Annotated in this window: 11 protein-coding genes; 2 read left to right on the top strand and 9 right to left on the bottom strand. The window is 70.7% G+C overall.

The genetic code is table 11. From position 1 onward, the window contains the following. Nucleotides 1-12 precede the first annotated feature (12 nt). Nucleotides 13-1797, top strand: a complete 1785-nt coding sequence (gcl, locus tag AB0J57_RS26855) for a glyoxylate carboligase (protein WP_366130857.1) — start codon at nt 13-15, stop codon at nt 1795-1797. Between the two features lie 73 nt (nt 1798-1870). Here the strand turns inward: gcl and AB0J57_RS26860 are convergent, their stop codons facing one another. Beyond that, nucleotides 1871-2797, bottom strand: coding sequence for an N-acetylmuramoyl-L-alanine amidase (locus AB0J57_RS26860; RefSeq protein ID WP_366130858.1), 927 nt, complete (start codon nt 2795-2797; stop codon nt 1871-1873). Nucleotides 2798-2917: 120 nt separating this feature from the next. Between AB0J57_RS26860 and AB0J57_RS26865 the strand changes: the two genes are divergently transcribed. Continuing rightward, nucleotides 2918-3079 (top strand): hypothetical protein, encoded by a 162-nt coding sequence (locus tag AB0J57_RS26865; RefSeq protein WP_366130859.1) that lies wholly within the window; start codon nt 2918-2920, stop codon nt 3077-3079. Nucleotides 3080-3598: 519 nt separating this feature from the next. Here AB0J57_RS26865 and AB0J57_RS26870 read toward each other — a convergent pair. The 8 genes from AB0J57_RS26870 to AB0J57_RS26905 all read right to left on the bottom strand — a co-directional run bounded on the left by AB0J57_RS26870 (nt 3599) and on the right by AB0J57_RS26905 (nt 12268). Continuing rightward, nucleotides 3599-5056, bottom strand: a complete 1458-nt coding sequence (locus AB0J57_RS26870; RefSeq protein ID WP_366130860.1) for a catalase — start codon at nt 5054-5056, stop codon at nt 3599-3601. A gap of 180 nt (nt 5057-5236) precedes the next feature. Then, nucleotides 5237-6127: a 2-hydroxy-3-oxopropionate reductase gene (locus AB0J57_RS26875; protein WP_366130861.1), complete on the bottom strand. Its 891-nt coding sequence runs from the start codon at nt 6125-6127 to the stop codon at nt 5237-5239. Nucleotides 6128-6162: 35 nt separating this feature from the next. Continuing rightward, on the bottom strand, nt 6163-7002 hold the full coding sequence (locus tag AB0J57_RS26880) for a TIM barrel protein (RefSeq protein ID WP_366130862.1): 840 nt from the start codon (nt 7000-7002) through the stop codon (nt 6163-6165). Between the two features lie 171 nt (nt 7003-7173). Further along, nucleotides 7174-7947 (bottom strand): hypothetical protein, encoded by a 774-nt coding sequence (locus tag AB0J57_RS26885; protein ID WP_366130863.1) that lies wholly within the window; start codon nt 7945-7947, stop codon nt 7174-7176. 31 nt (nt 7948-7978) lie between these two features. Further along, nucleotides 7979-8536 (bottom strand): hypothetical protein, encoded by a 558-nt coding sequence (locus AB0J57_RS26890; protein ID WP_366130864.1) that lies wholly within the window; start codon nt 8534-8536, stop codon nt 7979-7981. Continuing rightward, on the bottom strand, nt 8533-9816 hold the full coding sequence (locus AB0J57_RS26895; protein ID WP_366130865.1) for an MlaD family protein: 1284 nt from the start codon (nt 9814-9816) through the stop codon (nt 8533-8535). Before AB0J57_RS26895 ends, AB0J57_RS26890 begins: the two co-directional genes overlap by 4 nt. Continuing rightward, a complete protein-coding gene (locus AB0J57_RS26900) occupies nt 9813-11126 on the bottom strand; it encodes an MCE family protein (protein ID WP_366130866.1) in 1314 nt (437 codons plus the stop codon). The genes AB0J57_RS26895 and AB0J57_RS26900 overlap by 4 nt, the downstream gene beginning before the upstream one ends. Next, nucleotides 11123-12268, bottom strand: coding sequence for an MCE family protein (locus tag AB0J57_RS26905; RefSeq protein WP_366131076.1), 1146 nt, complete (start codon nt 12266-12268; stop codon nt 11123-11125). Before AB0J57_RS26905 ends, AB0J57_RS26900 begins: the two co-directional genes overlap by 4 nt. Between the last annotated feature and the right edge of the window lie 7 nt (nt 12269-12275).

Consider the following 12275-nt stretch of genomic DNA (forward strand, 5'->3'; position numbering starts at 1 on the left):
CAGGAGCCCCCAATGCCTCGTATGACCGCCGCCCGAGCGGCCGTTGAGATCCTCAAGCGCGAAGGCGTCACCAACGCGTTCGGTGTGCCGGGCGCGGCGATCAACCCCTTCTACAAGGCCCTCAAGGAGGGCGGCGGCATCGACCACACGCTCGCCCGCCACGTCGAGGGCGCCTCGCACATGGCCGAGGGTTACACCCGCGCCAAGGCGGGGAACATCGGTGTCTGCATCGGCACGTCCGGCCCGGCCGGCACCGACATGATCACCGGCCTGTACTCCGCGATCGCGGACTCGATCCCGATCCTCTGCATCACCGGCCAGGCCCCGGTCTCGAAGCTCCACAAGGAGGACTTCCAGGCCGTCGACATCGCGTCGATCGCCAAGCCGGTCACCAAGGCCGCGACCACGGTCCTGGAGGCCGCGCAGGTCCCGGGCGTCTTCCAGCAGGCCTTCCACCTGATGCGCTCCGGCCGCCCCGGCCCGGTCCTCATCGACCTGCCGATCGACGTCCAGCTCACCGAGATCGAGTTCGACCCCGAGACGTACGAGCCGCTCCCGGTCTACAAGCCGCAGGCCACGCGCGCCCAGGCCGAGAAGGCCATCCGGTTCCTGCTGGAGTCCGAGCGCCCGCTGATCGTCGCCGGCGGCGGCATCATCAACGCCGACGCCTCCGACCTGCTGGTCGAGTTCGCCGAGCTGGTCAACGTCCCGGTCATCTCCACCCTGATGGGCTGGGGCACCATCCCCGACGACCACGAGCTGGCCGCCGGCATGGTCGGCGTCCAGACCGCGCACCGCTACGGCAACGCGACCTTCCTGGAGTCGGACTTCGTCCTCGGCATCGGCAACCGCTGGGCCAACCGCCACACCGGGTACAACCTGGAGGCGTACACCAAGGGCCGCAAGTTCGTCCACGTCGACATCGAGCCCACCCAGCTCGGCAAGATCTTCGCCCCCGACTACGGCATCGCCTCCGACGCCAAGGTCGCGCTGGAGCTCTTCATCGAGGTGGCGAAGGAGCTCAAGGCCGAAGGTAAGCTGCCGGACTTCAGCGCCTGGGCCGCCTCCGCCCAGGAGCGCAAGTCCACCCTGCAGCGCCGCACGCACTTCGACAACATCCCGATCAAGCCGCAGCGCGTGTACGAGGAGATGAACAAGGCCTTCGGCCCGGAGACGCGCTACGTCACCACCATCGGCCTGTCCCAGATCGCCGCCGCGCAGTTCCTGCACGTCTACCGGCCGCGCCACTGGATCAACTGCGGCCAGGCGGGCCCGCTCGGCTGGACCATCCCGGCCGCCATCGGTGCCGCCACCGCCGACCGGGAGACCCCGATCGTCGCGCTCTCCGGTGACTACGACTTCCAGTTCATGATCGAGGAGCTGGCGGTCGCCGCGCAGCACAAGGTCCCCTACGTCCACGTTCTCGTGAACAACGCCTACCTGGGTCTGATCCGTCAGGCGCAGGCCGGCCTGGACATCAACTTCCAGGTCAACCTGGAGTTCGAGAACATCAACACCCCGGAGCTCGGCGTCTACGGCGTGGACCACGTCAAGGTCGCCGAGGGCCTGGGCGTCAAGGCCATCCGCGTCGAGGACCCGAACAAGCTGGGCGAGGCCTTCGAGGAGGCCAAGAAGCTGGCGCAGGAATTCCAGGTGCCGGTCGTCGTCGAGGCCATCCTGGAGCGCGTCACCAACATCGCGATGAGCAAGACGGTCGACATGAGCAACGTGACCGAGTTCGAGGAGCTCGCCACCGAGCCGGGCCACGCCCCGACGGCGATCCGCCCGCTCGTGTAGGACGTGGAGTAGTCGCACCCTGAGAGGCCCCCGCCCCGGAATCCCGGGACGGGGGCCTTTCGCTTCCCTTGGCTCAGGAGGACCAGCGCAGGGCCCGCAGCACCCTCCAGGTGACTCTCGCGGCGCGGTCGGCCAGGATCTCCACCCGTAACACCTCGTTGGTGTCCAGGACGCCGTTGCGCGTGACGGCGACGTTCAGCACGCCGTTCGCGCCGATCGTGCCGCAGTCCATGGGCAGGTCCAGGGAGCGGTGCTTGGTGGTGAGGTGGTAGTCCTGGAAGCGCATGGTGACGCGCGTACCGGCCTGGCCCTTGACCGTGGCGTACGCGGTCGCCGAGTAGGCGCACGGGCCCTGGAGCAGCGCGGCGTCGTTGGCCATGGCCAGTTGCTTGTACTTCCCCGCCTCCAGGGCCGGGCCGCCCTCCTGGGTCTCGTTGATGACGGTCGGCATGGGGTCCTCCTCCTGTGGCTGGCCGCTCGCCCGGGCGACGATCCCCGGGAAGACGACGTTCTTGAACTGGCGCACCCGGGCGTCACCGGGGCAGGCCGTACCGCCGCTCGACCACGCGGAGTGCAGCCGGTGGTAGCCGTAGCCGGGGTCGGACGCGGTCCGGCAGATCCGCAGCGGTATGCCGTGCCGCTTGTGCAGCCACACCCCGAGCCGGATGAGCTGCTCGACCTGCTTCTCGGTCCAGGGATCGGTGTGCTTCAGATTGGACGCCGTCTCGATGGACACCGCCCCGGTGCCGTCGGGGCGCCGGTTGGCCTGGTAATTGGCGTCCGCGCGGGTCTCGGTGCCGATGTACTGCCCGAGGTCGCCCTCGTACCCCAGCCCGAAGTGGCTCTCCAGGTTCGACGAGTCACGCCAGTACTCGTACATCCGGCGCGCGGTCCACGGAGCGGCGATGCTGTGCATGATGAACTGTGTGGGCCGGATCGCCGGCTGGGCGTCCGACTCGGGCTGCAACTCCATGCGCGTCGCAGCGGGATACCACGCCATGGCCCCCCTTTCCGGAGCTGCTGACAGGTACATGGTGGTGTACGTCCAGTCGGGTACTACCCACCGTGCGTAACCGACACCCCTGTGCGCCATCCCCCGAAACGCGGGTACCCGACCCCCATGGCAGACGTTGTGGACGCGGACGAACTGCTCCGCCGCATCCGGGTCACCCGGGACTGGGCACGCCGACAGGAGCAGCAGGCGCAGGACGAGATGTCGGCAGCGGCGTACAAGGCGGTGAGGAGGGCACTGGACAAACTGATCGACCCCTCTTCCGGCTGACCGGACCCTCCCGCCCCACCGGGCGCTGTTCCGGTGGGGCGGGTTCGGTAGCACCAGCACGCCGCAGCCATCAGCGCGCTGTTGGGACGTGTTCCACGGTACGGCGGGGCACTGACAACCGGCTGGCTACCGCGGCGTGAGGACGGGGCCACAAGGAAGAGCGCGGAGTTGGGGGACCGTAAACCCCAACTCCGCGCTCTGGCTTTTCTGTTGATGTGAAGTTGTAGCCGTCCGACGGTGCGAGGCTGGTGCGACAGGACGTTCGCGCCGCCGGACGGGGGTCTTGGGGGAGGTGAGGGGCGCTGGGACCGCGGCGGCGGCGACGGAGATCCGGCCGGCCTTCCTTCAGGTCAAGAAGGTGGCCGGGGCTCCTTACCACCGCACTGGCACGCTCGCCGCCGCGGTCCTCACGCTGTCCGTACCGTTGGCCACCCCTCATCCGGGCCCGCGGTGCGGACTGCGTACGGCTGCCGACCTCCCGTCGGGAGCCGTACGCGGTCTGGGTGTCGCCGGTGGAGCTCAGTCCTCGCGCAGCGCGCGGACCGCTTCCTCGACGCGCTTGCCGTAGTCCGGGTTGGCGGCGTGGAAGTGGGCGAGGTTCTTCTCGATGACGTCCTCGCGGGAGACCTGGGACAGGCCCCCGGCGATGTTCGCGACGAGGCGGGACTTCTCCTCCTCCGACATCAGGCGGTACAGCTCGCCCGCCTGGAAGAAGTCGTCGTCCTTGACGTGCAGCGGGGCCGCGTGGGTGCCCGTGTAGCCGGAGATGGCCAGCGGGGCGGAGAGCGCCGCGTCGGTCTGTGCGGGACCGGCGTAGGAGTTGGGCTCGTAGTTCTTGTCGTGGCGCGAGCCGTTGCGGGTGGCCATGAAGCCGTCGCGGCCGTAGTTGTCGGCCACGGTCGCCTTGGGGGCGTTCACCGGGAGCTGGGTGTGGTTGACACCGAGGCGGTAGCGGTGGGCGTCCGCGTAGGCGAAGAGGCGGCCCTGGAGCATCTTGTCCGGGGACGGACCGATGCCGGGAACGAAGTTGTTCGGCGAGAACGCGGCCTGCTCGACCTCGGCGAAGACGTTGTCCGGGTTGCGGTCGAGGACCATCCGGCCGACCCGCTGGAGCGGGTAGTCGGCGTGCGGCCACACCTTGGTCAGGTCGAACGGGTTGAAGCGGTAGTTCGCCGCCTCGGCCGCCGGCATGATCTGCACGTACAGGGTCCACGAGGGGTTCACACCGCGCTCGATGGCCTGGAGCAGGTCGGTCTGGTGGCTGTTGGCGTCCTTGCCGACGACCTCGGCGGCCTGCTCGGAGGACAGGCAGCGGATGCCCTGGTTCGTCTTGAAGTGGTACTTGACGAAGAAGGCCTCGCCCTCGGCGTTCGTCCACTGGTAGGTGTGCGAGCCGTAGCCGTTCATGTGGCGGTACGAGGCCGGGATGCCGCGGTCGCCCATGAGCCAGGTGATCTGGTGCGTCGCCTCGGGGGCGTGCGCCCAGAAGTCCCAGACGTTGTCCGGCTCCTGCTTGCCCGTGAACGGGTCACGCTTCTGGGAGTGGATGAAGTCGGGGAACTTGATCGGGTCCTTGATGAAGAACACCGGGGTGTTGTTGCCGACGAGGTCGTAGTTGCCCTCTTCGGTGTAGAACTTCACCGCGAAGCCGCGCGGGTCGCGGACCGCGTCCGCGCCACCCAGCGAGTCGGCGACGGTCGAGAAGCGGATGAAGAGGTCGGTGCGCTTGCCGACCTCGCCCAGGAAGTTCGCCTTGGTGTAGGCGGTGACGTCGTCGGTGACCTCGAAGTAGCCGTACGCACCGGAGCCGCGGGCGTGCACGACGCGCTCCGGGATGCGCTCACGGTTGAAGCGGGCGAGCTTCTCCAGCAGGTGCTGGTCCTGGAGGAGGAGCGGTCCACCGACGCCGGCGGTGGCGGAGTTCTGGTTGTCGGCGACAGGGGCGCCGGACTCGGTCGTAAGCACGCGCTTCGACATCGTGACCTTCCGATACGTACGGGAGCTGCTGGCGGTGCGAGGAGCGTAAGTACGCCCCCGAGCTCACGTCAACAGTTTGTTGAAAGTGAAGCTGAGGTGTTCCGGACGGCGCCGCCGCCTGGGCGCGACAGGACAGGTGTCAGCGACGACGCCGCCCGGAAATCTGGGGAGCCGGAAGGCTCAGAGCTGGGCGCCGGAGAGGCGCTCGACGGCGCGCAGCAGCGCCGAGTGGTCCAGGCCGCCGTCACCCTGCGCGCGCAGGGAGGCGACGAGCTGGGCGACCACGGCACCGACGGGCAGCGCGGCACCGACGTTGCGGGCGGCGTCCGTCACGATGCCCATGTCCTTGTGGTGCAGGTCGATCCGGAAGCCGGGGGCGAAGTCCCGGTTCAGGAAGTTGTCCTTCTTGCGGGTCAGGACGGTGGAGCCGGCCAGGCCGCCGTTGAGGACGTCCAGGGCGGCCTTGAGGTCCACGCCGGACTTCTCCAGGAAGACCACGGCCTCGGCGCACGCCTGGATGTTGACCGCCACGATGAGCTGGTTGGCGGCCTTCACCGTCTGGCCGGAACCGTGCGGACCGCACAGGACGATGGTCTTGCCCAGCGCCTCGAAGATCGGCTTGGCCTGGTCGAAGTCGGCCTGCTCGCCACCGACCATGATCGACAGCACCGCCTCGATGGCGCCGGCCTCACCGCCGGACACCGGGGCGTCCAGCACCCGGATGCCCTTCTCCTTGGCGTTCTTCGCCAGGTCGACGGAGGTCTGCGGGGTGATCGAGGACATGTCGATCAGCAGGGCGCCCTGCTTGGCGTTCTCGAGGATGCCCTCGGGTCCGTACGCGATGGCCTCGACCTGCGGGGAGGCCGGCACCATCGTGATGACCACGTCGGCGTCCTTGACGGCTTCGGCGATGGACTTCGCGGCGGTGCCGCCGGCCTTCGCCAGCCGCTCCAGCTTGTCCTGCTCCAGGGTGTAACCGGTGACCTGGTAGCCGGCCTTGATCAGGTTCTCGGACATGGGCGAGCCCATGATGCCGAGGCCGATCCACGCGATCTTGGGGAGATTGCTCATGAGGGTGCCTCTCAAACTGGTGGTGCGGAAGGAAGTCAGCGGGCCGCGCGGGCCTCGGCCGGGAGCCAGTCGAAGGACTCGGCGCTCGGGCGGTCGCCGGCCTTGTACTCCAGGCCGACCCAGCCCTGGTATCCGGCCTTGGTGAGCTGGTCGAGCAGCTCCTCCAGCGGCAGCGAGCCGGTGCCCGGCGCGCCACGGCCCGGGTTGTCGGCGATCTGGACGTGACCGGTCTTCGCGGCGTACGCCTCGATGACCTGGCTGACGTCCTCGCCGTTCATCGACAGGTGGTAGATGTCGAGGAGGAACTTGGCGTTGCCCAGACCCGTGGCGGCGTTGACCTTGTCGACGACCTCGATCGCGGCCGGGGCGCTCACCAGCGGGTAGCGCGGCGACTCGGGCTTGTTGAGCGCCTCGATCAGCAGGGTCGCGCCGATCCGGTCGGCCGCGCGGGCGGCCAGGACCAGGTTCTCCAGGGCGAGCTCGTCCTGGGCGGCCGGGTCGACGCCGTCGACGCGGTTGCCGTACAGGGCGTTGAGCGCCTTGCAGCCGACGGAGGCGGCGAAGTCCGCGGCCACGTCGATGTTGGCGCGGAAGCGGTCCGACTCCTCACCGGGGACGGAGAGGGCGCCGCGGTCCGGGCCGGGGAGCTGCCCGGCGTAGAAGTTCAGGCCGACCAGCTTGGTGCCGGCGTCGTCCAGAGCCTTCTTGAGGGCGTCGAGCTCGCTCTGGTCGGGCGTCGGCGTCTCGATCCAGGGCCACCACAGCTCGACCGCGGTGAAGCCCGCCGCGGCGGCGGCCGCGGGACGCTCCAGGAGCGGGAGCTCGGTGAAGAGGATCGACAGGTTCACATTGAAGCGCTGGTCCGTGTATCCCATGAGGGGTTCGGCGCTCCTTCCGTATTGCGGAAGTTCGTTTCTGCTTAACGGAAGATTGCCTGGAGTGGGGGAGGGCTGTCAAGAGCGGCCCACAAAACGGCGCACAAAAAAGGCGCCTTCCGGGCGATGGCCCGAAAGGCGCCTTGGAGGCTTGTACACCGCTACAACCTGCTACAACGCGTCCACGGCGCTCACCTTCCAGCCGCCGGACGTACGCGCGAGGGTCATCCGCACCCGGTTCAGGTCGACGCGGGGACCCGACACCTGGGTGCTTGTGGTCACCTGGTTCACGAAGAGCAGCACGACCGCCCGGTCCGGCGACGCCGACACCACCGACACCGCCGGGTCACCGCCGCCCGGCGGCTCCACCACCGTCGCCCTGACCACGCCCCGGTACTTGCGCGCGGTCGGCGCCACCACGCTCGTGGTGGTCCTCCGGTACTCGTCCCGGAACGCGCCCGTGAGGTGGCCGCGCGCCGCCGCGAAGTCCCGGTCCAGGTGCCGGTGGTCGTACGACAGGACGACAGGTGCCGCCCGCCGCGCGGCCGCCGCCGCCTCGGCCCGCGCCCGCTCGGCGTCCCGCCCGTCCCGGTACTCGAACGCCAGCAGGACGGCCGCGACCAGCCCCAGCACGGCCACCAGCGCCAGCAGGGCGCACAGCACGCCCCGCCGCCGCCCGGGGGCCCTCGCCGGTGCCTCGGCGACCTCCTCGGCCTCCTCGTCCGCGCCCTCCCAGTCCGGCGCCTCCCAGTCCGGTTCCGGCGCCCGGCCGGCCGGAGGCGGGTCCTCGGGGCGGAGGGTGCGGCCGGCCACCACGCCCGGCACACCCCCGGTGGGACGTTCGGTGCGCTCGCTGCGCTTCGCGGCCGCGCGGGCGGCGGCCGACAGGGAGCGGCGGGCGGGGGAGCCGGCGCCGCCCCGGCCTCGAAGACTCGTGTTCGCCATCAGAAGGGTCCTTTCAGCCGACTCGGCCGGATCAGCCGACGAATTCGACGTTGGACGTCAGCCAGCGCCCGCCCTCGTGGACGAGGTCGAGCTGGAGCCGGTACGTACGGGCCTGCCCCTGCGGGGCCGCGGTGTTGGTGACCTTGCTGTCGGCGACCACCAGGACGCGGGCGCTGCGGTCGTCGGCGCGGGTGATGCCCGCCTCCAGGACCTGGCCCTCCGACACCGACTTGTTCGCGGCCACCAGCTTGGTCAGCTCGGCGGTCTGCGCCGCGAACTGGTCCTTGAAGTCACCGGTGGCGCCCTTCAGCACGTTCGCGCTGTCCCGGTCGTAGTGCCGGTAGTCCAGCGAGGTGAAGTTGAGCGCCGACTGGCGCGCCGCGGCCAGGATGTCCTGGCGCCGCTGCTCCTCCGTGCGCTGCTCGTACACCTGGAGGGCCAGCCACCCGGACAGGGCCGTCACGAGGAGGGTCACCACCGCCAGCGCCGCGGGCAGCGCCCTGCCCCGGCGGGCGGCCTCCCGCAGGCGCCGTATGCGGGCCACCTCCCCCAGGCGGCGTATCGCGTAGGCGAACGGCGCGCCTGTCATGCCATGGGTCCGACGAGCAGCCATTGCCACGAGTCCTTTCCGAACACACTCTGTTCACCGCCCGTCGAGCCGATCTCGACGGTCGTTCCGTCCGGCCCGGCCGCCCTGCCGGTCGCCGGGTCGTAGGGGGTGACGTGCGCGGCGGGATCGGCGCCCCGTCCCGCGCGGGAGCCCCCCGAGGGGCCGGGCGCGTTCTGCGCGCCGCGCACGGAGGTGGCGGCGCCGCGCGGGGCCGAGCAGCGCGCCCCGGTGTTGGCCGGCCGTTCGGCGGTGTCGGCCGGGTCGCGGCGCTGGGTCCCGTACCCCTGCCGGCACGCCGGCGGGTCGTCCTGGCCGGCGACCAGCCCGAAGTGGGTGGTGCCGTCGCCGGGGATCACGGTGTAGCTGCCCGCCACCACCACGGGGAACGTGACCAGGGCCTGCTCCACCCCGGGCAGCCGGGCCACCGTGATCTGGCCGCCGCTGATCAGGTTGCCGAGCAGGACCGGCATATGGGGCCGGGTGGTCGTCAGCAGCGAGTTCACCTCCTGGGCCGCGGGGGCCCCGGCGCCGATCAGCCGCCGGATGTCACCGTCGCTCGACTTCAGCTCGGCGGTCAGCGCGGCCAGGTCCTCGGAGAAGGAGCGGATCGCCGAGCCCTTGTCGGCCTGCGTCTTCAGGACCGTGCGCGAGTCCTCGATCAGCGAGACGGTCTGGGGCAGCGAGTCGGACGCCGACTCCACGAGCAGGTTCCCCGAGTCCACCAGCCTGCTCAGCTCCGGACCGGTGCCCGAGAAGGCCTTGCCCAGCTCGTCGACCGTGATGCGCAGGTCGTCCTTGCCGACGGAGTTCACCAGCCGGTCCAGGCTGACGATCAGGTCCGTGGCGGGCAGCGGCACCCGTGTGTCGCGGCGGGCGATGGTGGAGCCGTCCGCCAGGTACGGGCCGCCCGAACCGCGCGGCTGGAGGTCGACGTACTGCTCGCCCACCGCCGACCGGTTGGCCACCACCGCCAGCGTGTCCGCCGGGATGCGCGCCCCGTCCTCGATGTCCAGGACCACCGTCACCCCGTCGCCGTCCGTCAGCCGCAGCTCGCCGACCCGGCCCACCGGCACGCCCCGGTAGGTGACCTCGGCGCCCTTGAACACGCCCCCGGAGTCGGCGAAGTCGGCGTTCACGGTGTAGCCGCGGTCCAGGAGGGCGTCGACCAGCCCCGTGTACTCGGCGCCGACGTACGACACGCCCACGGCCGTCACGGTGGCGAAGGCGAGGAGCTGGGCCTTGACCGTACGGGTGATCACAGCAGCATCCCCTTCAGCATCAGCTCCGCGAGGGAGGGGTTCGTGCCGGGCGGAAACGCGTCGCCGTCGCCGTACGCGGCATGGCTCGCGGTGCACACCGGCGGGCAGAGCGGATCGCCGTCGTCCGAGGGGCGGGAGGGCCCCGGTGGCGGCGGAGCCGGCTGCGGTACGCCCGGGACGTCCGGGGCCTTCGGGTCAGCCGGGACCTCCGGCACGGGAACCCCGGGCACCTCCGGCACGCCCGGCACGCCCGGAAGACCCGGAGCGTCCGGGACACCGGGCAGAGCCGGGGTCCCGGGCTTCGCCGGCTCGTCGCGGAGATTGCCGTAGATGCTCGCCAGGTCCAGATCGGCGGTGATCTTGAGGTTGACGTAGTCACCCTTGATGGCGTCCACCGCGTTGCGCGGGAACGGATACGTCGTCAGCAGCTCCAGCGCGTTCGGCAGATCGTCGCCCGCCTTGTTGAGCTGCTCCAGGATCGGCCGCAGCGCCCGCAGGTTGGCGACCACGTCGTCCCGCGACGCGTTGATCACCTTCGTCCCGGTCGTGCTCAGCGCCGACAGGGACGTGAGCATCGCGGTCAGCTTGGTCCGCTGGTCCGCCAGCACCTTCAGCGCCGGCGGTACGGTGTCGACGGCGGCCGCGATCGTCTTCTTCTCCGCCGCCAGGCGCTTGGAGAGCCGGTCGATGCCGTTCAGGGCGCGGACGATCTCCGTGCGCTGCGCGTCGAGCCCGCCGATGAACGTGTCGAGTTCGCCCAGCAGCGCCTTGACCCGGTTCTCCCGCCCCTCCAGGGCCTTGTTGAGCTCCGTGGTGATCGTCTTGAGCTGGGCCACGCCGCCACCGTTGAGCAGCGCCGACAGCGCGGACAGCACCTCCTCGATCTCCGGGTTGCGGCCGCTGCGGGACAGCGGGATGCGCGCCCCGTCCTTCAGCCGCCCGGCCGGCGCCACGTCCACGGGCGCGGACAGGGCCACGTACTTCTCCCCGAGCATGCTGGTCTGGCGCAGCTCGGCCACCGCGTTGCCCGGCAACTTCACCGAGTCGTCGATCCGCAGCCGCACGCGCGCGTGCCAGCCGTCCAGTTCCACCTTCTCGACCGCGCCGACGGTCACGTTGTTGACCTTCACCGCCGACTGCGGCACCAGGTCCAGGACGTCCCGGAACTCGACCGTCACCCGGTACGCGTCGCCGTCGGCGGCCGCGCCGCCCGGCAACTGCACGTCGTGCAGCCCGTCGAAGTCGCAGCCCGTCAGCAGCAGTGAACCGGCCGCCGACCACACCGCGACGGTCACCCGGAGGCGCCTCATGCGTCCTCCTCCAGAATTCCGCCCAGCGTCCGGTCGACCGGACCGGTCCCGGCGGCCGGCGCGGCGGGCGGCGCCGCCCCCAGCTCCGGAAGGGAGGCGAACAGCTTCTTCAGCTCGGCACAGTCCGCCGCCTTCGCCTCGCCCGTCGTGCTCAGCAGCGAGCACAGCAGCGAGGCCGGGTCCTGCGGCTGGTCGGGGTTGTTACGGGTGTCGAGGGTCCCGGAGGACGGGTTGTAGGCGTTCTGGAGGTTCGACAGCCCGGTCGGCGCCACCTCCAGCACCTCCGCCAGCGCCGCGCGCTGCGTCACCAGCACCTTGGTGACCTTGGAGAGCCCCTCCACGTTCGACGTCAGGGACTTCTTGTTCCTCCGTACGAACTCCGACACGTCCGCCAGCGCCACGCCCAGGTACCGCAGCGCCGCCGCCAGGTCCTTGCGCTCGGCCGCGAGCTGGTCGGCCACCTTCGCCAGGCTGTCGTTGAACGACCGGACGCTCTTGTCGTCGGCCGCCAGCGCCGCCGTGAACACCTGGAGGTTGCGCACCGTCCCGAACAGGTCCTGGCGCCCGTCGGACAGGGTCGTCACGGCCAGGGACAGGTCCTCCACCGTCTGGTGCAGGTTCGCGCCCTGCCCCTCCAGGTTGTCCGCGCTCACGCCCAGCAGCCGGGACAGCGAGCCGTCCTTGTTCGCGCCGCGCGGGCCGAGCGCCTCCGCCGTCGTGTGCAGGCTGTCGAAGACCCGGTCCAGCTCGACCGGCACGGCCGTGCGGTGCTCCGGGATGACGTCGCCGTCCCGCATCCGCGCGCCGCCCTTGTACACCGGCAGGAGCTGGACGTAACGGTCGCTGACGACCGACGAGTTGATGATGGCGGCCCTGGCGTCCGCCGGGACCTCGCGCCCGGCGTCGTACTCCAGCGTCACCTTCACCCGCTCGCCCTGCGGGGTGATCTCCTTGACCTGGCCGATCCGCACGCCCAGCACCCGCACGTCCGAGCCGGGGTAGATGCCGACCGTCCGGGGGAAGTACGCCGTGATCCGGACGGGCTCGGCGGTGGGCCACAGCACCACGGTGCCCGTGGCGACGACCGCGAGGGCGACGACGAGCGCCACCGCCCGGCGCGCTTTCGTACCCGGCCCCTTCATGCGCGGC

It is taken from the genome of Streptomyces sp. NPDC049837 (assembly GCF_040674455.1).
Lineage (GTDB): Bacteria > Actinomycetota > Actinomycetes > Streptomycetales > Streptomycetaceae > Streptomyces.

What these genes read in the sequence shown, in the direction of transcription:
- AB0J57_RS26885 (WP_366130863.1), bottom strand. Translation starts at nt 7,947, where the DNA reads ATGGCGAACACGAGTCTTCGAGGCCGGGGCGGCGCCGGCTCCCCCGCC.
- gcl (WP_366130857.1), top strand. Translation starts at nt 13, where the DNA reads ATGCCTCGTATGACCGCCGCCCGAGCGGCCGTTGAGATCCTCAAGCGC.
- AB0J57_RS26890 (WP_366130864.1), bottom strand. Translation starts at nt 8,536, where the DNA reads ATGACAGGCGCGCCGTTCGCCTACGCGATACGCCGCCTGGGGGAGGTG.
- AB0J57_RS26870 (WP_366130860.1), bottom strand. Translation starts at nt 5,056, where the DNA reads ATGTCGAAGCGCGTGCTTACGACCGAGTCCGGCGCCCCTGTCGCCGAC.
- AB0J57_RS26905 (WP_366131076.1), bottom strand. Translation starts at nt 12,268, where the DNA reads ATGAAGGGGCCGGGTACGAAAGCGCGCCGGGCGGTGGCGCTCGTCGTC.
- AB0J57_RS26860 (WP_366130858.1), bottom strand. Translation starts at nt 2,797, where the DNA reads ATGGCGTGGTATCCCGCTGCGACGCGCATGGAGTTGCAGCCCGAGTCG.
- AB0J57_RS26880 (WP_366130862.1), bottom strand. Translation starts at nt 7,002, where the DNA reads ATGGGATACACGGACCAGCGCTTCAATGTGAACCTGTCGATCCTCTTC.
- AB0J57_RS26865 (WP_366130859.1), top strand. Translation starts at nt 2,918, where the DNA reads ATGGCAGACGTTGTGGACGCGGACGAACTGCTCCGCCGCATCCGGGTC.
- AB0J57_RS26900 (WP_366130866.1), bottom strand. Translation starts at nt 11,126, where the DNA reads ATGAGGCGCCTCCGGGTGACCGTCGCGGTGTGGTCGGCGGCCGGTTCA.
- AB0J57_RS26875 (WP_366130861.1), bottom strand. Translation starts at nt 6,127, where the DNA reads ATGAGCAATCTCCCCAAGATCGCGTGGATCGGCCTCGGCATCATGGGC.